At 70.9% G+C, this 17,489-nt stretch carries 19 protein-coding genes and 3 pseudogenes; 12 read left to right on the forward strand and 10 right to left on the reverse strand.

From position 1 onward, the window contains the following. Positions 1 to 44: 44 nt before the first annotated feature. The 6 genes from OHA91_RS33585 to OHA91_RS33610 all read left to right on the forward strand — a co-directional run bounded on the left by OHA91_RS33585 (position 45) and on the right by OHA91_RS33610 (position 5,411). Entirely contained in the window at positions 45 to 545 is a 501-nt protein-coding gene (locus OHA91_RS33585) for a flavodoxin domain-containing protein (protein WP_030758212.1), read from the forward strand. 111 nt (positions 546 to 656) lie between these two features. Then, positions 657 to 1,184 (forward strand): Rv1733c family protein, encoded by a 528-nt coding sequence (locus OHA91_RS33590; protein WP_328740595.1) that lies wholly within the window; start codon positions 657 to 659, stop codon positions 1,182 to 1,184. Next, positions 1,177 to 3,855: a cation-translocating P-type ATPase gene (locus OHA91_RS33595; RefSeq protein WP_328740596.1), complete on the forward strand. Its 2,679-nt coding sequence runs from the start codon at positions 1,177 to 1,179 to the stop codon at positions 3,853 to 3,855. The genes OHA91_RS33590 and OHA91_RS33595 overlap by 8 nt, the downstream gene beginning before the upstream one ends. An 18-nt stretch (positions 3,856 to 3,873) precedes the next feature. Beyond that, positions 3,874 to 4,158: a DUF1876 domain-containing protein gene (locus OHA91_RS33600; protein WP_099894143.1), complete on the forward strand. Its 285-nt coding sequence runs from the start codon at positions 3,874 to 3,876 to the stop codon at positions 4,156 to 4,158. A 37-nt stretch (positions 4,159 to 4,195) separates the two neighbouring features. After that, positions 4,196 to 5,113 carry an ABC transporter ATP-binding protein gene (locus OHA91_RS33605; RefSeq protein WP_328740597.1) on the forward strand — a complete coding sequence of 306 codons (918 nt, stop codon included), beginning with the start codon at positions 4,196 to 4,198 and terminating at the stop codon, positions 5,111 to 5,113. Positions 5,114 to 5,204: 91 nt separating this feature from the next. Continuing rightward, entirely contained in the window at positions 5,205 to 5,411 is a 207-nt protein-coding gene (locus OHA91_RS33610; protein WP_328740598.1) for a hypothetical protein, read from the forward strand. 61 nt (positions 5,412 to 5,472) lie between these two features. On the opposite strand, the gene OHA91_RS33615 is transcribed toward OHA91_RS33610, so the two are convergent. Further along, the gene (locus OHA91_RS33615; RefSeq protein ID WP_328740599.1) at positions 5,473 to 7,833 is read right to left on the reverse strand and encodes a phosphoketolase family protein; all 2,361 of its coding nucleotides are present in this window, start codon (positions 7,831 to 7,833) and stop codon (positions 5,473 to 5,475) included. Positions 7,834 to 8,093: 260 nt separating this feature from the next. On the opposite strand from OHA91_RS33615, the gene OHA91_RS33620 reads away from it, so the two are divergent. Continuing rightward, positions 8,094 to 8,366: a universal stress protein gene (locus OHA91_RS33620; protein WP_266504322.1), complete on the forward strand. Its 273-nt coding sequence runs from the start codon at positions 8,094 to 8,096 to the stop codon at positions 8,364 to 8,366. 117 nt (positions 8,367 to 8,483) lie between these two features. After that, the gene (locus tag OHA91_RS33625; RefSeq protein WP_266503869.1) at positions 8,484 to 9,011 is read left to right on the forward strand and encodes a hypothetical protein; all 528 of its coding nucleotides are present in this window, start codon (positions 8,484 to 8,486) and stop codon (positions 9,009 to 9,011) included. Positions 9,012 to 9,023: 12 nt separating this feature from the next. Here OHA91_RS33625 and OHA91_RS33630 read toward each other — a convergent pair whose 3' ends face one another. Both OHA91_RS33630 and OHA91_RS33635 read right to left on the reverse strand, forming a co-directional pair. Then, positions 9,024 to 9,518 (reverse strand): GNAT family N-acetyltransferase, encoded by a 495-nt coding sequence (locus tag OHA91_RS33630; RefSeq protein ID WP_266503871.1) that lies wholly within the window; start codon positions 9,516 to 9,518, stop codon positions 9,024 to 9,026. Next, positions 9,515 to 9,880: an ArsR/SmtB family transcription factor gene (locus OHA91_RS33635; RefSeq protein ID WP_266503873.1), complete on the reverse strand. Its 366-nt coding sequence runs from the start codon at positions 9,878 to 9,880 to the stop codon at positions 9,515 to 9,517. Before OHA91_RS33635 ends, OHA91_RS33630 begins: the two co-directional genes overlap by 4 nt. 113 nt (positions 9,881 to 9,993) lie before the next feature. Here OHA91_RS33635 and OHA91_RS33640 point away from each other — a divergent pair, with 113 nt between their 5' ends. Both OHA91_RS33640 and OHA91_RS33645 read left to right on the forward strand, forming a co-directional pair. Continuing rightward, positions 9,994 to 11,361, forward strand: coding sequence for an NAD(P)-binding domain-containing protein (locus OHA91_RS33640; RefSeq protein WP_328740600.1), 1,368 nt, complete (start codon positions 9,994 to 9,996; stop codon positions 11,359 to 11,361). 107 nt (positions 11,362 to 11,468) lie between these two features. Continuing rightward, positions 11,469 to 11,864, forward strand: a pseudogene (locus tag OHA91_RS33645) (MFS transporter); the annotation flags it as partial. On the opposite strand, the pseudogene OHA91_RS33650 reads toward OHA91_RS33645, so the two are convergent. Continuing rightward, a pseudogene (locus OHA91_RS33650) lies at positions 11,865 to 12,044 on the reverse strand (Na+/H+ antiporter NhaA); the annotation flags it as partial. An 8-nt stretch (positions 12,045 to 12,052) separates the two neighbouring features. Here OHA91_RS33650 and OHA91_RS33655 point away from each other — a divergent pair. After that, positions 12,053 to 12,325 (forward strand): annotated as a pseudogene (locus OHA91_RS33655) (Na+/H+ antiporter NhaA); the annotation flags it as partial. Positions 12,326 to 12,461: 136 nt separating this feature from the next. Then, a complete protein-coding gene (locus OHA91_RS39920) occupies positions 12,462 to 12,680 on the forward strand; it encodes a hypothetical protein (protein WP_408059205.1) in 219 nt (72 codons plus the stop codon). A gap of 23 nt (positions 12,681 to 12,703) precedes the next feature. On the opposite strand, the gene OHA91_RS33665 is transcribed toward OHA91_RS39920, so the two are convergent. The 6 genes from OHA91_RS33665 to OHA91_RS33690 all read right to left on the reverse strand — a co-directional run bounded on the left by OHA91_RS33665 (position 12,704) and on the right by OHA91_RS33690 (position 17,449). Further along, positions 12,704 to 13,696, reverse strand: a complete 993-nt coding sequence (locus tag OHA91_RS33665; RefSeq protein WP_328740601.1) for an Acg family FMN-binding oxidoreductase — start codon at positions 13,694 to 13,696, stop codon at positions 12,704 to 12,706. A 24-nt stretch (positions 13,697 to 13,720) separates the two neighbouring features. Continuing rightward, positions 13,721 to 14,599 carry a universal stress protein gene (locus OHA91_RS33670; RefSeq protein ID WP_328740602.1) on the reverse strand — a complete coding sequence of 293 codons (879 nt, stop codon included), beginning with the start codon at positions 14,597 to 14,599 and terminating at the stop codon, positions 13,721 to 13,723. Between the two features lie 110 nt (positions 14,600 to 14,709). Further along, a complete protein-coding gene (locus OHA91_RS33675) occupies positions 14,710 to 15,306 on the reverse strand; it encodes a CBS domain-containing protein (RefSeq protein WP_266503883.1) in 597 nt (198 codons plus the stop codon). A gap of 13 nt (positions 15,307 to 15,319) precedes the next feature. Then, entirely contained in the window at positions 15,320 to 15,922 is a 603-nt protein-coding gene (locus OHA91_RS33680; RefSeq protein WP_266503886.1) for a CBS domain-containing protein, read from the reverse strand. Between the two features lie 113 nt (positions 15,923 to 16,035). After that, entirely contained in the window at positions 16,036 to 16,905 is an 870-nt protein-coding gene (locus OHA91_RS33685; protein ID WP_266503889.1) for a universal stress protein, read from the reverse strand. A 34-nt stretch (positions 16,906 to 16,939) separates the two neighbouring features. Next, positions 16,940 to 17,449: a CBS domain-containing protein gene (locus OHA91_RS33690; protein ID WP_266503891.1), complete on the reverse strand. Its 510-nt coding sequence runs from the start codon at positions 17,447 to 17,449 to the stop codon at positions 16,940 to 16,942. Between the last annotated feature and the right edge of the window lie 40 nt (positions 17,450 to 17,489).

A 17,489-nucleotide genomic window follows, 5' to 3' on the forward strand; every position in this document is an offset into this window, starting at 1 on the left:
ACAGTGGCATCAGACCCGCACCACGCAACCAAGGAGCACCCGCCATGAGCACCAAGCGCGTCCTGGTCGCCTACGGCACCAAGCACGGCGCCACCGCAGGCATAGCCGAACAGATCGGCAAGACCCTCCGCGAGGACGGTCTCGACGCCGTCGTGCTGCCCGCCGACGACGTCCACGACGTCCGCGCCTACGACGCCGTCGTCCTCGGCGGCTCCCTCTACGCCGGCCACTGGAGCAGCAAGGCCAAGCACTGCGCAGAACGCAACGCCGAATCCCTTCGGCACCGCCCGGTCTGGATGTTCAGCAGCGGCCCCCTCGACCGCTCGGCCGAGGAACACGACATCCCCCCGGTCTCCGCCGTCGCCCGGGAGATGCAGCTGGTCGGCGCGCGCGAGCACATGACCTTCGGCGGCAGCATCACGGCCCACACCCCCGGATTCCTCGCCAAGGCACTGACCCGCCAGGGCAAGGGCGGTGATTTCCGCAACCCCGAACGGATCCAGAAGTGGGCCCACCACATCAGCGCCGAGCTCGTCGCCGCCTGAAGGGACGGCCCGGCTCGGCACGCACCGGCGCGGAGGCGTGCCATGCGACAGCGGACGCGAGGGACGGGAGGCAACCCGCTCAGGCGGGATGCCGACCGCACCCGGACCCGAATGCATGCCGCCTTCGTGCTGACCTGCCTCCTGGCCGTCATCGCCGGTGTCGCCCTCGGACGAGCCGCCTGGATGGACGGCAACCGCGCTGCCGAGGACATCGCGCGCCACCGGCACACGGTGACGGCCACCACGGTCAGCGAGACCACCTACCGAGCCGGAGACCAGCCGAGCAGCCGGCCTGCCACCGTTGCGACCGCCACGTGGCGCTACCCCCCTCAGCGCCCGCACACGGCGACCATTCCCGTTCCGGCAGGAACCCGGAACGGCGACACGGTCCGGGTGTGGGTCGACGGGAACGGCAGTGCGGCCACAGCGCCGCCCGGCCAGGCCGACATCGCTCTGAAGGCGGTCGGAATCGGCGCCGGAGCGCTGGCCGGGATCGTGCTCGCAGGCAGCGCCCTCGTCGTGGTGCGCCTGCGAATCGCAGACGCGCGGTGCACACGGGCCTGGGAATCCGAGTGGGCGAGCATCGAGCCCCTCTGGTCCGGCCGCCTTCGCCCCGGTCAGGGAGCCGGCGATGACTGACACGGGCGCCGGCCCGGACCTCACGCCGGACACCGCCCCGGATCCCCTGGAACCCCTTCCCCTGCTCCGTCGCGAGCTGCACACCGGCCCTCTGGGCCTGTCGAGCCGGGAGGCGGCACGCCGGCTGGCCGTCCACGGCCCGAACGAGGTCCGCCGCACTGCCCGGACAAGTGTCCTGAGGGAACTGCTGCGGCAACTGGTCCATCCGCTGGCACTTCTGCTGTGGGCTGCGGCGGCCCTCGCCTTCACCGCATCCATAACGGTGCTCGGCTGGGCGATCGTCGCGGTCATCCTCGTCAACGCCGGATTCGCCCTCGTCCAGGAACAACAGGCCGAGAAGGCCGTCGAAACCCTGGCCCGATTCCTTCCCGCACAGGCCCGGGTGATCCGCGACGGACTAGTGCAGCGCGTCCCGGCGCGGGAGCTGGTTCCCGGCGACCTCATCGCCCTCGACGAGGGCGACCGAGTACCCGCCGACGCCCGCCTGACCGAGGGAGGAATCGAGGCCGACCTTTCCACGCTGACGGGCGAGTCCACCCCCGTCGAGCGTCTTGCCGGCCCGGGGCTGGAAGGCCTTTCCCTGCTCCAGGAGCCCAACCTCGTCTTCAGCGGCACCACTGCCACCGAGGGGCAGGCGCAGGCGATCGTGTTCGCCACTGGAGACCACACCGAACTCGGCCGGATCGCCGCTCTCAGTCAGCGCACCCGCCGTGAGCCGAGCCCACTGGAGGCGCAGGTCAAGCAGGTCGCCTGGCTGATCGCAGCGGTCGCGGTCGGCATGGGCGCCGTCTTCCTCGTGACTGGAGTGGCGGTCGGCCTGCCGCTGACCGACTCGCTCATGTTCGCCATCGGCCTGCTCGTAGCGAACGTGCCCGAAGGACTGCTGCCCACCATCACCCTCGCCCTCGCCGTGGGCGTCCGCGTCCTCGCCCGGCAGGGCGCGGTGGTCAAGCGGCTGAGCGCGGTGGAGACCCTCGGCTCCACCAACGTCATCTGCACCGACAAGACCGGCACCCTGACCCGCAACCGGATGAGCCTGCACGCCACCTGGACTCCGCCCCACCCGGAGGTGAGCGGTTCGGAGGCCGCCGAACTGGTCCGTGCTGCCGCCCAGTGCACGACCGTCACCCGCGAGAGGGACGGCCGGCTGCACGGCGACCCGACCGAGATCGCCCTGGTGGAAGGAGCCGCACAACACGCTGCGCCGCTCGACCCGGCCGACCGGGATGCCCGCCGCCGAGCCTGCTTCCGCTTCGACCCGCGCCTGCGTCGCATGTCTGTGGTCCAAGACGGGGGACCCGGCAGCCTCCGCGTGATCGTCAAGGGCGCCGCCGAGGCCGTCCTGGCGCTCCTGGCCGAAGGAGAGCCGACCGAGGAGGCCCAGGATGCCGCCGACACCCTGGCCGCGGACGGTATGCGCGTGCTGGCCGTCGCGGTACGTGAACTGCCGTCCGACACGGCGGCTGCAATTTCGCAGCGACAGGTCGTGGAGCGGGACCTTCACCTGCTCGGGCTGGTCGGCCTCTACGATCCGCCGCGCCCCGAGGTCGCCGCCGCGGTCCGGCGCTGCCACGAGGCGGGTCTCACCGTCCACATCGTCACCGGCGACAACGGTGCCACCGCCGCGGCCGTGGCCCGCGCCGTCGGCATCGGTACATCGAATCTCCAGGTCATCGCCCAGTCCGAGGCGATCGACGACCATGAGCTGGACCACCTCCTCCGCCAGGACGGCACGGAGATCGTCTTCGCCCGCTCCTCGCCCGAGACCAAGCTGAAAGTGGCCGATGCCCTGCGGGCGCACGGCCAGATCGTGGCCATGACCGGCGACGGGGTGAACGACGCCCCGGCCCTGCACCGTGCCCACATCGGTGTGGCCATGGGCCTCTCGGGCACCGACGTCGCCCGCGAGGCGTCGACCATGGTCCTGACCGACGACAACTTCGCCACCATCGTCACGGCCATCGAGTCCGGCCGCCGTGTCTACGACAACGTCCGGAAGTTCATCGTCTACATCTTCGCCCACCTCACCCCCGAGGTCGTGCCCTTCCTGGTGTTCGCCCTCTCCGCCGGGGCCGTGCCGCTGCCGCTGACCGTCCTGCAGATCCTCGCCATCGACCTGGGCACCGAGACCCTTCCGGCCCTTGCCCTCGGCCGTGAGCGCGCCGAGCCGGGGGTCATGTCCCGACCGCCCCGACCCAGTTCCCAGAGCGTGATCAACAAGGACATGCTCGTGCGCAGCTGGGGCTGGCTCGGCACCGTCTCCGCCGTCCTCGTCATGACCGCCTTCTTCTACGTTCTGTGGCGCGCAGGCTGGCACCCCGGCGACCCCACCGGACCCGGAGCCTCCCTGCACCACGCCTACCTCACCGCGACCACCGCCACCTTCGCGGGCATCGTCACCTGCCAGGTCGGCACGGCCATCGCCGCCCGAACCGACCACGCTGCCCTGCGCGACATCGGCTTCTTCAGCAACCCGCTACTGCTGGCCGGCATCGCCTTCGAACTCGCCTTCACCGCGGCGCTCGTGTACGCGCCGCCGCTCCAGAACCTCTTCGGCACCGCCGCCCTCCCGCTCGACGTCGTCCTCCTCATCGCCGTCTTCCCACCGCTCGTCTGGGGAACCGACGAGATCCGGCGCTGGGTCCGACGCCGACACCACCGCTACTCCTGATCCGACCGGAGGCACACCATGTCGCACACGAGCGAATGGAAGACCCACCTCTACCTCTTCGAGGAAGAGCACACCACCAAGGTCCGCGTCGAACTCGACACCGGAACCACCCGCCTCACGGGCCACGGCACTGCGCGCTGCAACCCGACGGACAAGGACGTGCCCGAGATCGGCGACGAACTCGCGGCCGCCCGGGCACTGGAGAACCTGGCGGAACAGCTCAAGCGCACTGCCTACGGAGACATGGCAGCAGCGGGCGCCGCACCGCAGCACGCTCCCCTCACGGCCTACGACCTTGGGTGAGAGGGCGGCTCTGCGGCAGTGGGCTCAGACTGGACCCATGGGTGACGGGCCGGCGATCGAGCTGACCGGGCTGACCAAGCGGTACGGGCCGGTCATGGGAGTCGACCGCCTGAGCCTCACTGTGGAACCAGGTGAGGTGTTCGGCTTCCTCGGGCCGAACGGCGCGGGAAAGACGACCACGCTGCGGTGCCTGACCGGGCTGCTCCGGCCGAGCGAGGGACGCGTGAGAATACTCGGTCTGGACCCAATCGCGGATCACCGCCGGGTGGCCCCGCAGCTGGGGTACCTGCCGGGTGAACTGCGCCTGTACCCGGAACTCTCCGGAGCGGAGACGCTCGATCTGCTGTCCGCGCTCCAGGGAGCACCTGTGCCCCGCCGCGGTGAGCTGTGCGACAGGTTGGGGCTGACGCGCGAGGTCCTCGCCCGCCCCGTCGGGGGCTACTCGCGGGGCATGAAACAGAAGCTCGGGCTGGTGCAGGCGATGCAGCACGATCCGCATCTGGTGGTGCTCGACGAACCGACCGAGGGACTCGACCCGTTGGTCCAGGAGACGTTCTTCGCACTGCTGGGCGAGGCGGCTGCCAACGGACGCACCGTGCTGCTCTCCAGCCACATCCTGCCGGAGGTGCAGCGCACGTGCGAGCGGGTGGCGATCATCCGGGACGGACGACTGGTCACGGTCCAGAGCGTCGCCGGCCTGCGCGAGGCCCGTGCCCGACGCATCAGGCTGTCCTTCGCGGACGGGCAGGGAGCACGGCCACTGGGCGACGCAGAGCGTTGGACCCCGCGCTGGCACGGGGACCGGGCGGAGCTGCTCGTACCCCCGAGCGAGGTGGTGGACGCCCTGCGCACACTGCTCGGCCTGCCGGTGGCCGACGTCACGGTGGAGGAAGCCGGGCTGGACGAGGCCTTCATGGACCTGTATCGCAACGGCGCCGTGCGGGAGAAGCCGTGAAACGGCAGTGGCCGCTGCTGTGGCTCGCCCTGTACCGGCGGCGGGACGACGGCGGGCCCAGGTGGTCGGCGCGACCATTGCGATCGGAGCCGTGGGATTCGCCGTCAACTTCATCGCTCTGGCATGGGCCCCGGCAGCCCAGCTGAGGTTCCTGAGCCCGTTCCACTACTACGCGCCGGGCGACGCCCTGGCCGAAGGCGGTGTGCTCTGGCCCCAGCTCGGGATCCTTGTCGGAGCGGGAGTGCTGGGCGTCCTGCTGGCTCACCTGCTGCTCCAACGCCGAGACCTCGCGCCGTGAGCGCAGCTGCGGTCGAGGGGTCGGAGCAGCGGCCGACCCCGTCCCCGAGGGCGCGGTGGCCTCAGTACGGCCAAGACCAGTCCGCGACCTCCGGCAGGTCCGTGCCGTGCTCGCGGATCCAGCTGTGGTGGCGGATGCGCTGGTCGGCCATGGCCTGGCGGAGTCCCTCGGCGCGACCGGCGAGGCCGGGGACGCGGTCGATGACGTCCATGACGAGCCGGTAGCGGTCGAGGTCGTTGCGCACGACCATGTCGAAGGGGGTGGTCGTGGTGCCGGACTCCTTGTAGCCGCGGACGTGCAGCTGGGGGTGGCCGGTCCGGCGGTAGGCGAGGCGGTGGATGAGCCACGGGTAGCCGTGGTAGGCGAAGATCACCGGCTTGTCTGTGGTGAAGAGCGCGTCGTACTCGGCGTCCGTCATGCCGTGGGGGTGTTCCTCGTGGGGCATGAGCCGGGCGATGTCGACGACGTTGACGACGCGGACGGCCAGCGAGGGGAGGTGCTCTCGGAGCAGGGCCGCTGCGGCCAGCACCTCCATGGTGGGTACGTCACCGGCGCAGGCGAGTACGACGTCCGGTTCGCGGGAGCCGTGGTCGGTTCCCGCCCACTCCCAGACGCCTGCGCCGCGCGTCACGTGGGTGCGGGCCTCGTCGATCGGCAGCCAGTCGAAGCAGGGCTGCTTGCCGGCGACGATCACGTTGACCTGATCGCGGCTGCGCAGGGCGTGATCGGCCACGGCGAGGAGGGTGTTGGCGTCCGGCGGCAGGTAGACCCGTACGACCTCGGGGCTCTTGTTGAGGACGTGGTCGACGAAGCCGGGGTCCTGGTGGGAGAAGCCGTTGTTGTCCTGGCGCCAGACGTGCGAGGTGAGCAGGTAGTTGAGAGATGCGATCGGGGCCCGCCAGGACAACTCGCGCGCTGCCTTCAGCCACTTGATGTGCTGGCCGACCATGGAGTCGACGATGTGCGCGAAGGCTTCGTAGGTGGAGAAGAGTCCGTGGCGGCCGGTGAGGAGGTACCCCTCCAGCCAGCCCTGGCAGACATGTTCCGACAGGATCTCCATGACGCGGCCATCGCGGGACAGGTTGCGGTCCGTCGTCTCCGTCATGCCCTGCCAGGCTTTGCCGGTGGCGTCGTACAGGTCGTCCAGCCGGTTGGAGGCGGTCTCGTCCGGTCCGACGACCCTGAAGTCCCGCCGCGCGGCGGTGTCGCGCATGATCCGGGTCAGGAAGCGCCCGAGGACGCGGGTCGGTTCGTGGAGGCTGCTGCCTCGCTTTTCGACAGGGACGGCGTAGGTGTCGAGGGCGGGGAGCGGGAGGGGCCGCAGGAGCCGGCCACCGTTCGCGTACGGGACGGCGCCCAGGCGGTGATCGCCCTGCGGGAGACAGGCGAGGACCTGCTCGGTGGGGCGCCCGTCGGCGTCGAAGAGCTCCTGCGGCCGGTACGAGCGCAGCCAGTCCTCCAACTGCTTCAGGTGCGTCGGGTTTTCGCGTACCCCGGCCAGTGGGACCTGGTGGGCCCGCCACGTGCCCTCGACCGGGTCGCCGTCGACGGTCGCGGGGCCGGTCCAGCCCTTGGGGGTACGCAGCACGATCATCGGCCAGCGTGCGCGCTCGCGCTGCGTGCCGATACCCGCTGCCCGGGCTTCCTGCTGGATGAGCGCGATGCGGTCCACGGCGTGGTCCACGGCGCGGGCCATGGCGTGATGGACCTGGGCGGGGTCGCTGCCGGTCACGTACAGCGGGTCGTGCCCGTAACCGCGCAGCAGCGCATCGAGCTCGTCCGCAGGGATACGGGACAGCACCGTCGGATTGGCGATCTTGTAGCCGTTGAGGTGCAGGATCGGCAGGACCGCGCCGTCGTGGACCGGGTCGAGGAACTTGTTCGAGTGCCAGGACGCCGCCAGCGGCCCCGTCTCGGCCTCGCCGTCCCCGATGACGCAGGCGACCAGCAGGCCGGGGTGGTCGAAGGCGGCTCCGTAGGCGTGGGCCAGGGCGTATCCGAGCTCGCCGCCTTCGTGGATGGAGCCGGGCGTCTCGGGGGCCACGTGGCTCGGCACGCCGCCGGGGAAGGAGAACTGCCGGAACAGCGCGCCCATGCCGACCGCGTCCCGCGTGATGCCCGGGTAGGTCTCGGTGTACGTGCCTTCCAGCCAGGAGTTGGCGAGGACGGCCGGACCGCCGTGGCCCGGACCCCAGACGCACAGGGCGTCGAGCGAGCGGTCCTTGATCACACGGTTGAGGTGGGTGTGGACGAGGTTCAGGCCGGGGGAAGTGCCCCAGTGGCCGAGCAGCCGCGGCTTGATGTGCTCCGGCCGTAGCGGCTCGGTGAGCAGCGGGTTGTCCATGAGGTAGATCTGGCCGACTGCCAGATAGTTGGCTGCGCGCCAGTGCGCGTCGAGCTCCGAGATGGGGTACGAGGTCATGCCCGCTCCTGAGTACGACGGTCCGGGACGTTCGTCGACTGAGCCGACGCCTCCACACTGCCGTCCCCGCATCGGCGCCGCGAGGGGAGGACCGGCCCTGGGGGAGGGACCGTCGGCCCCTGTGTGCCACGGCGTTCAGCCGGGAGGGTGAGGTCAGCGGCGCCGGTCCCCCCGGCCGGCGCGGCTCCCCTGACGACCGACGGCGATGCCCCGGCATCGGTACGGAGGACAGACTCGTGAAGCAAACCCTGGTTGTCGGAGTGGACGGATCCCCTCAGAGCCGGGCCGCGGCGGACTGGGCCGCACGGGAAGCCGTATGGCGTGACCTGCCCCTGCACGTGGTCCACGCCTGGCTTGGCAGCCGCTCGCAGCACCGATCGTCCAGGACCGGGACACGAAGCCCGCCGCGCCGACGACGTCCTGAAGGAGGTCGAGGGCGAGCTCACCCGCCGGTACCTGGGGCTGGCCCTCACCGCGGAAGTGCTCTCCGACGCGCCCGTGCCGGCCCTGCTGCACGCCGCCAAGGGTGCTGAGATGCTGGTCATCGGCACGCGCGGGCACGGAGCCCTGGTCCATTGTTTTCCGCCCCGCCGCTGCCGCAGGCTCCCGCCGGCAGCGACGGTGCGAACGTTCACCGCACGATCCGCATCATGCTCGAAGACATCGCGCTCTCACCGTTCCAGGACTCCCTGACCGAGCACAACCGCTTCACCGTGCTCTCCGACCTCGACCGGCTGCCCGTCGCGGCCCGGGCCGAGTGGGGCCACCTGCTCTTGGACATGCTTCGCGACGTCCCGGAAGTGCCTGCAGGTCACTGCAAATGGCGCTTCCGGCGCATGCTCGACGCCGACGGCACACGCCAACTCATCGTCGGCGCCGCGACCCGCTTCGACCGTGACGTTCAGGCGGCGTTCACCGCCTACGTGCCGCTTCGGCACCATGAGGTCACCAATCGCACCGGCCGGACCAAGGAATCATCGGCGCTCGGCGTCCTGCTCACCCCGCGCCACGATGGGCGACGGCCGTGGAACACCAGCTCCGTGCGCGTCCACGGGGACCTCGAACCGCCTCCGCAGGACTTGCAGATCTACAGCGAGGTCTGGAACCGGGCCTTCGACAAAGGCGGCGCAACCGATCAGGACCGGGCCGAACAGCCTCCAGCACCGACCGGCAGGTGAGAGGAACAGACCTCACGTGACGCTGGGGCTTCGGCGCTCCAGCAGAACCACGTCCCGCCAGGCGCCGTGATGGCGGCCGATGCGCTCGCGGGTGCCGATGACCCGGAACCCGGCCCGCGCATGGACGGCGAGGCTGGCGGCGTTCTCGGGGAAGATCCCGGACTGGATCGTCCAGATCCCCGCGGCCTCGGTCGACTCCACCAGCGCCGCCAGGAGCTGCCCGGCGACACCGCGGGCCCGGGCGCCGGGGTGGACGTAGACGGAGTGCTCGACAACGCCCGCGTACGCGCAACGGTCGGAGACCCGGGTGGCGGCAACCCAGCCGAGCACCTTGCCGCCGGTGTCGAGCGCGGCGAAGCGGTGCTCGGGTAGCCTCGCCGCGTCGAACTCGGCCCAGGTCGGGGCGGTGGTCTCGAAGGTGGCGTTGCCCTCGTCGATACCCGCCTGGTAGATCGCCAGGACCTCGTCAGCGTGCCCGTCGGTCAGCGGCGTGATGGTGATGCTCACGCGGTGGCCGCGCGGGTGAGGAGCTGGCCCATGGCCGCGAGGACGGTCGGTTCGACCCGGTAGTACACCCAGGTCCCGCGCCGTTCGGAGGAGAGCAAGCCCGCCTCGCGGAGCTTCTTCAGGTGGTGGGAGACGGTGGGCTGGGAGACGCCGACGTCGGAGATGTCGCACACGCACGCCTCACCGCCCTCGTGGGAGGCGACGGCGGAGAACAGGCGCAGGCGTACCGGGTCGCCGAGGGCCTTGAACATCAGGGCGGTCCGTTCGGCCTCCTCTGCCGTCAGTGGGCGCTGGGTCAGGGGCGGGCAGCACGGGGCCACGGCATCCGGCTCCAGCAGCGGCAACACCTTCACAGTGGACATGCCCCCATCATCCTTTGAACTTCGACAGATGTCTATGTTGACCAACGTCGATATCGAGTGCAGTCTTAAGGCGTCAGGACATCGACAGACGTCGAATCAATGGGGAGCCCGTCGTGAACGCATCCACCGAAGCCCTGCCCGTCGCCGTGATCGGAGCCGGCCCCGCCGGCCTGGCGGCCGCAGCCCACCTCACCGGGCGCGGCATCAAGCCCCTCGTCCTGGAAGCCGGAGCGGCCGCCGCCACCGCGGTACGCGAATGGGGTCACGTTCGGCTCTTCTCCACCTGGTCCGAGCTCGTTGACCCGGCCGCCGAGAAGCTTCTGGCTCCTACCGGCTGGACGGCACCCGACGGCGCGACGTACCCCTCCGGTGCCGACTGGGCCGCCTTCTACCTCCAGCCCCTCGCCGACGTCCTCGGGGAAAGGGTCCGCTACGGCGCCACCGTCATCGGCGTCTCCCGCCTCGGTCGCGACCGGATCGTGGACGCCGACCGCGAGCAGCAGCCCTTCACCGTGCGCATCGCGAACGCGGACGGCACCGAGGAACGCATCCTGGCCTCCGCCGTCATCGACGCCTCCGGCACCTGGTACACCCCGAGCCCCATCGGCGGCGACGGCCTGCCCGCCCTCGGCGAGAAGGCTGCCGGCGACCGGATCTCCTACCGCATCCCCGACCTCAAGAACCCGGCCACCCGGGCCCGGTACGCGGGCAAGCGCACCGCCGTCATCGGCTCGGGCGCCTCCGCCTTCACCGCGCTGGCCTACCTCGCCGACCTCGCCGAGGCCGAGGACGCCACCGGCACACATGCCACCTGGATCCTGCGCCGCGGTATCTCCGGCTCCACCTTCGGCGGCGGCAGCGCCGATCAGCTCCCCGCCCGCGGAGCCCTCGGCCTCGCCGCCAAGGCCGCCGTCGACAACGGCTACGCCGACGCCGTCACCGGCTTCCGCACCGACGCCATCCAGCGCGGCAGCGACGGCCGCCTGATCCTGGTCGCCGAGGACGGCCGCCGCCTCGACGCGGTCGACGAGGTCATCGTCCTGACCGGACTGCGCCCCGACCTGTCCTTCGTCTCCGAGCTGCGCCTGGGCCTGGACGAGCGCCTCCAGGCACCGGTCGAGCTCGCGCCGCTGATCGATCCGAACCAGCACTCGTGCGGCACCGTCTACCCGCACGGCGTGAACGAGCTGTCCCACCCCGAACAGGGCGTCTACATCGTCGGCATGAAGTCCTACGGCCGCGCGCCGACCTTCCTCGCCATGACCGGCTACGAGCAGGTCCGCTCCATCGCCGCCCACCTCGCCGGCGACCAGGAAGCCGCCGAACGCGTCGAACTCACCCTCCCCGAGACCGGAGTCTGCGGCGGCGCCGGCCTCTTCGACCAGCCCGCGGCCGCCGAAGAGACCAGCGGCGGCGGCTGCTGCGCGGCACCCGAGACCCTCACCGTCGGCGCCCCCGCCCCCTCTTCCGGCGGCTGCTGAACACCATGCCGCACACCGAGGCCGGCGTGGCCGCGACCGGGACGGGGGTCCGGTCGCGGCCACGCGCCGCACTGCCCGCCCTGTGCGTCACCCAGATCACCAGCTGGGGCATCCTCTACTACGCCGTCCTGGCCTGCCGCACCGGCGCGACCGCCCGAACCACCGCCCTGTTCGGACTCGGCGGCCTCACCACCGCCGCTCTCGGGGTCATCGCCGGGCCCTACACACTCTTGGTCGCACTCGCCGGTCGCGGGAACAGTCCGCGGCAACCTCACCCTCCTCCAGGCCACTGCCGTCACCGACCGCTGGGCACCACCCACTACGGCCGCCTCTCCGGGCTCCTTGCCGCACCAGCCCACACCGCGGCCGCCCTCGCCCCCTTCGCCTTCGCCCCCTTCGCCGGCGCCGCCCTCGCCGCACCGCTCGGCGGCTACCCCGCCCTGTTCGTACTCCTCGCCCCTCTCTCCGCCGTGGCTGCCGTCACCAGCCTCGGAACCCACCCGCCGCAGCGCGGCTGGCAGGTGCGTGGACAGCACCGCCAGGACCGCCAGGGCGAACGCGATGTCCGTGGCCATCGGGACCGCCCAGCCCACACTGCTGCCGCCGCCCGCCGTGGTGGTGGCCAGGTAGAGGGCGGCGGGTACGGCCATCCCGCACAACGCGGCGATGACCGGCAGCGCGGCTGTGGCCGCCCGACCTCGCCTGGGCCGATGTCCTGGGCCTGTCCGAACTGGCCGGGATCGGCTTCACCGTCGCCCTCCTCATCGGGGAACTCGCCTTCCCCGGCGGCCGGACCGGCGAGCACGTCAAGGCAGCCGTGCTCGTCGCCTCGCTGATCGCCGCGGTCCTTGCAGCCGTCCTGCTGCGTCGACGCAACACCGTCTACCGGCGGCTGTACGAGGCGGAGAACACTGACGCCGACAACGACGGCATCCCCGATGTCTACCAGCACGACACGGCTGCCGAGAGCACCACAGCATACGGACGGGCTGCCCACCTGATGGCCGGCGGCGATGATCGCTGCTGGCGCCCGTCATCGTCATCGCCGCGATGGTCATCCGCACGGCCATCAGCGAGCTCCGGCATCCGGGAGACGGCCGTTGGCTCGCATGCGCGCCCGGCCGACACTGGTGCGCGCCCGAGGTTGGGACATCCTCGCCGTCTACGGCCGCCCCCCAACGCGGTTCCCGGCCTGGGCGGAGGTGGCGGTACCGTCGCTGACCTTGCCGCCGAGGCCGCGGTCCACGGGCTACGAGCGTCCGTCCAAGCTGCTGCAGACCGCCGTACCCGACCACGCCGCCACCCTCGGGAAGAACTGAACCGCAGTAGGCGCCGGTGGTGTCTACTCCCGGATTTCCAGGACCTCGGTCAACGGGCGGCGGGGCGTGTCGGGGCCTGTGGGGCCGTAGCCGAGGCGGAACACCATTTGCACGTGTCCCATGGCCGCGACCGGGTCGCGAACCGTCCAGCGCAACTCCGGCCATTCCAGGGGATGAGACGTCATCGACGTGGCGAGGCCGTCGGCAGTGGCCTGCAGAAGGACTCGCTCCATTGCCTGGCCGGCACGCAGCCAGTCGGCTCTCGTGTCCCCCGGGGTGCTCAGCAGAGCCAGCTGCGGCCTCTTCTCGAACACGGCCCAGCCGCGATCCGGTATCGGGTTGGCCCAACCGAAGTCACGTACGGGCGTGCGGCCGCCAGAAACCTTCGGTCCGAACGCGGCGGCGGGAATGCCGTCACTACGCGTGCCCGAAGCGTCCTGCGTGGGGGAGGTCCAGGCGGCGGTCTCCGCCCGGGCGAGCGGATCGATCTCCTCGCGGTGTTCTGCGTCCCGTACCAGCCCGAGCACGGTGTCGATGTGCCAGGTGTCCGGGACAGTGAGGCGGCAGCCTTCCACGTGGGCGGCGGCCCACAGACCGTCGAGCAGTGCGGTCGGCACCGGCTCCTCGCTGAAGGGGTAGCGGCTGGTGTGCCGACGCCGGACGGCGTCGTGCAGGGAGGCGAGCTCGTGGTCCGCGCCCGCAGTTTCGTCGATGGTCACGGTGGCGAACAGCCATGGTTCGGCGTCGTCGGGCAAGAGCTGGACGCGGACCGGTAGACCGATCCAGGCCGCGGACACGCGCAGGTTGAACAGCGCCGCGGCGCAACCGAGGTGGAGGCTGCGGTGGTTCGGGTCGGTCCGCTTCATCGCGCGTTCCGGATCGCCGTACAGGGCGAGGCCACCGCTGCCGGCATGGAAGACGAACTTCCATGGCTGGGCGTTGTGCATGGACGGCGCGGTGACGGCGTCGCCGACGAGCTGGATGACGGTGTCGGGGTCGAGGTGTGTTGCGGTCACGGCACTGGTCCTGTCTGTGCGGCTTCAGTCGTGCGCCACGACGGCGACCGGTGAGGTGGCGTGGTGCATCACCGCGTGGGTGATGGGGCCGATGCGGGCGCCGAGTGCCGGACGGCGGATACGCCGGCCGACCACGACGAGTGCCGCGCCGGACGCGGCGTCCAGGATCTGGATGGCGGGCTGGCCGATGACGATGCGGGCATCGAGGTCGAGCCGCGGGTACTTCTTCTCCCAGGGGCTCAGCAGCTCGCGAAGCGTGGTCTTGAGTCCGTCGGCCATCTCCTTCTCGACGCCGGGATCGAGGACGGGAGCGTAGGAGAGGACCGGCGGGAGCGACCAGCCGTGTACGACGACGAGCGGGCAGGCCCGCAGGTCCGCTTCCTCGCAGGCGAAAGCGAGGAGCCGGTCGCAATTGCTGCGCAGGTCCACTCCGAGCACCACCGGTCCGGCATCACCCGCGTGGCCGGGCGGACGGTCTTGGCCGTCGGCGGAGCGCACGAGGACGACGGGCGTGTCGGTCTCGGGGATGGTCGCCGAGCATGTCGAGCCCACGACGAACCCGGCAATGGCGCCGAGGCCGCGTGAGCCGAGCACGAGCAGGTCCGCATCGGCCGCGGACGAGGCGAGGACCTTGGAGGCCGCGAGTCCTTTGGTGCCGTGGGTGCTGATGTCGAGCGTGCCGTATTCGCGCAGCAGCCGGTCCCGTGTGTGCGAAAGGAGCTCCTCGGCCCACTGTTCACGCGGTTCGGGGAGCGGAACGGCGAAGGGACCGTACTGTGCCCAGTCCTCCGCGTGGACGAGTTCCAGCGCTGCGTCACGCAATTCGGCCTCGTGGGCGGCCCAGTCGGCTGCGGCGGTGTCGGCGCCCGATCCGTCCAGACCTACCGTGATCCGGTTCGACATGGTGTTCCTCCCGGGGTCGCATGGTCGGCTTCTCCCAGCCTCTTCCGCTTGCGGCGCCCTGGGAAGGACCGAGCGGCCCATCCGGGGACCGACCGGCCCTGCGCGCCCACTCAGCTCGGCTCGGCTTCGGCGCAGGTCAGTCTGTTGTCGACGTCGACGACCCCGTCGACGCTCTGGCAAAGACGCACCACCACGGGCAGCAGCCCGGGCTGCGGCATGGTGCCGCTGAGCGTCACCAGGCCGTCGTCGACTTCGACGGTGATGGCCGAAGGAGCCAGGTGGAGAGTCCGGGTGAGGACGTCCTCGAGGATCTCTTCCTGTATCGCGCGGTCGCGGCGGAGGAAGAGCTGGATCAGATCGCTACGACTGAGGACGCCGACCACGCGGCCTTCCTCATCGACGACCGGTAGCCGCTTGACCCGGTGGCGCTGCATGACCCGGGCCGCGCGGACCGCACTCCACTCGGGGCGGGCTGTGACAGCCGGGCTCGTCATCAGCGCCTCGGCCGTCGCCGCACTGCCGGCGGGCCGCCGGCGGAGAAGGTCGGCTTCGGAGACGACGCCGACCGGGTGCCCGGTTTCGTCGATCACGGGCATGGCGGTGATGTCGAACTCTTTCAGGAGCCTGGCGATCTCCTTGAACGCGGTCGTGCGCCGGACGGTGACGGCGGTGGGCGTCATCAGGTCCGCGACGCTACGGTGCCTCATGGCGGTGATGCCCTCATGCGGAGACGGGGACGGTGAAATCCGTCTTGACGTCGACCACGCCCGGTACGGTACCGGCGGCGCGTACGACGACGTCTTCCATCGCGGGGTCCGGCAGCGATCCGTTGAGGTAGACGATGCCGTTGGCGACGTGGACGTGTACTTCGGCGGAACCGTGCGGGATCAGCTGGTACATGATCAGTTCACGGATCTCGGCGCCGATGTCCTCGTCGGGGCGCAGGAAGACCTTGAGCAGGTCGCCGCGGCTGACGACGCCGACGAGGCGGCTGTCGCGGTCGACCACGGGAAGGCGCTTGAGGTGCCCGCGGGCCATCAGGCGCGCCGCGGCGGGGATGGTGGCGCTCTGCGTGACGGTCACTGCCGGGCGGGTCATCAGCTGCTCGGCGGTGGTGTCGTGGGCGGTGTCGCTGGCTTTGGGCTTGAGCAGCAGGTCGGCTTCGGAGACGACGCCGACCACCTGTCCGTCCTGTGCCAGGACGGGGAGCGCGCTGACGTTCCACATCCGCAGCGCTTCCACGATGTCCTTGAACGCGGTTCCTTGGTCGACGGAGATCACGGCGTGTGTCATGACGTCCTCGACGCTGCGCAGGTGCTTCATGGCCTTCCTCCTCGATGAAACGGCCGGTACCCGTGATGGTCTGAAGGGCGACCCGGCCGTGGGTAGTGCCGTCCGGGGGTTTCGAGGCGGGCTCCGGCCCCGGTACCGCTCCTTCAGTCGTGGGCGATGACGGCCACGGGGGCTGCTGCGTGGTGCAGGACCGCGTGGGCGACCGAGCCCAGGTGCGCGCCGAGGGCCGAGCGGCGCACATGGCGTCCCACGACGACGAGTTGCGCGCCCTGCGCGGCCCGGACGAGATGATCGCCCGCGGATCCCATGAACACGCTGTGGCTGACGTTCACGTCGGGGAACTTGTGCCGCCAAGGCAGCAGCATGTCGTCCACCATGTGTGTGACGCTCCTGCCGATGTCTCGTTCGTTGTCCGGATCGAAGAAGGGGACGTAGCTGTAGGCAGCGGGCATCTTCCAGCCGTGCACGACCCGCAGCGGGCAGTCGCGCCGGTCCGCCTCTTCGAAAGCGAAGCTGAGGACCCGGTCGCACGCTTCGTGGATGTCGACCCCCACGACGACCTCGGCGCTCGAGTCCGTGCCCAGGCCGTCCGGGTCGTCGGCGACGCGAACGATGACGACCGGCGTGCCGGTCGCGACCAGGGTGGACATGGCGACCGAGCCGGCGATGAAGCCGACCAGGCCGCCCAGGCCGCGCGATCCCAGGACCAGCAGCCCGGCGTCGGCGGCCTCGGCCGCGAGGGCGGCGGCCGGCCGTGCTGTCAGGCAGCGGGTCGTGATCTCCAAGTTCGGGTGGCGCCCGTGCAGCTCCTGCGCGGCTTCGGTCAGGGCCTGGTCCGCCCAGCGGTCCACGTCCTGGCGGCCCAGTCCGGGGAACACCGGGTCCAGGGGCCAGTCAACGGCGTGCACGAGCCGCAGCGGCACCTGCCGCAGGACGGCCTCCCGTGCTGCCCAGCGCGCTGCCGCCCGGCTTTCCGGGGAACCATCGACTCCGGCGGTCACGTGGTCTTCCATGGCTGCGATTCCCTTCGGGCGGGTCCGGCGTCCATCACCAGGGCATTGCGTGCCGGGCATGGTCCGCGTGCGTACTTGCCGTGTCGTCGGTGCGGGCGGTGACACGCGATGCCACAGCGACGACCCCGTCGAGTTGTTCGACGAGGGTGAGGAGTGCGGGGAGCTGGCTCCGGCGCTCGACCTGGCCGCCCAGGGTGACGATGCCGTCCACCACATGGACGTCGACGTCCCCGGTCGGCACACCGAGCACCTCCGTGAGGACCTCGTCGGTGACGCGTCGGCGTATCTCGGAGTCCGGGCGCAGGACCGCGGACGGCGGCCCAGCCACCGTGCTGCTCTGCTCGGCGGGATGGGAGCCCGACACTGTGTGGGCCAGCAGGTCGGTCTGCGGGACGACACCCACCACGTGGTCCTCGTCGTCCAGGACGGGGACTCCGGAGATGTCGTACTGGGCGAGGAGCTTCGCGACGTCCTTGAAGCCGGTGCCCGGGGCCACGGAGACGACCTCGTCAGTCATCAGGTCCGCCACCTCGAGGCGCTTCATGAGGCCCTCCTGTTCCGCCGTGTCACGCGAGGCTGGTGTT

It is taken from the genome of Streptomyces erythrochromogenes (genome assembly GCF_036170895.1).
Classification (GTDB): Bacteria; Actinomycetota; Actinomycetes; order Streptomycetales; family Streptomycetaceae; genus Streptomyces; species Streptomyces erythrochromogenes.

Excerpts from the sequence above, each read along its gene's own strand:
- OHA91_RS33585 (WP_030758212.1), top strand. The coding sequence starts at position 45 with ATGAGCACCAAGCGCGTCCTGGTCGCCTACGGCACCAAGCACGGCGCC.
- OHA91_RS33590 (WP_328740595.1), top strand. The coding sequence starts at position 657 with ATGCATGCCGCCTTCGTGCTGACCTGCCTCCTGGCCGTCATCGCCGGT.
- OHA91_RS33595 (WP_328740596.1), top strand. The coding sequence starts at position 1,177 with ATGACTGACACGGGCGCCGGCCCGGACCTCACGCCGGACACCGCCCCG.
- OHA91_RS33600 (WP_099894143.1), top strand. The coding sequence starts at position 3,874 with ATGTCGCACACGAGCGAATGGAAGACCCACCTCTACCTCTTCGAGGAA.
- OHA91_RS33605 (WP_328740597.1), top strand. The coding sequence starts at position 4,196 with ATGGGTGACGGGCCGGCGATCGAGCTGACCGGGCTGACCAAGCGGTAC.
- OHA91_RS33615 (WP_328740599.1), bottom strand. The coding sequence starts at position 7,833 with ATGACCTCGTACCCCATCTCGGAGCTCGACGCGCACTGGCGCGCAGCC.
- OHA91_RS33625 (WP_266503869.1), top strand. The coding sequence starts at position 8,484 with ATGCTCGAAGACATCGCGCTCTCACCGTTCCAGGACTCCCTGACCGAG.
- OHA91_RS33635 (WP_266503873.1), bottom strand. The coding sequence starts at position 9,880 with ATGTCCACTGTGAAGGTGTTGCCGCTGCTGGAGCCGGATGCCGTGGCC.
- OHA91_RS33670 (WP_328740602.1), bottom strand. The coding sequence starts at position 14,599 with ATGTCGAACCGGATCACGGTAGGTCTGGACGGATCGGGCGCCGACACC.
- OHA91_RS33675 (WP_266503883.1), bottom strand. The coding sequence starts at position 15,306 with ATGAGGCACCGTAGCGTCGCGGACCTGATGACGCCCACCGCCGTCACC.
- OHA91_RS33680 (WP_266503886.1), bottom strand. The coding sequence starts at position 15,922 with ATGAAGCACCTGCGCAGCGTCGAGGACGTCATGACACACGCCGTGATC.
- OHA91_RS33685 (WP_266503889.1), bottom strand. The coding sequence starts at position 16,905 with ATGGAAGACCACGTGACCGCCGGAGTCGATGGTTCCCCGGAAAGCCGG.
- OHA91_RS33690 (WP_266503891.1), bottom strand. The coding sequence starts at position 17,449 with ATGAAGCGCCTCGAGGTGGCGGACCTGATGACTGACGAGGTCGTCTCC.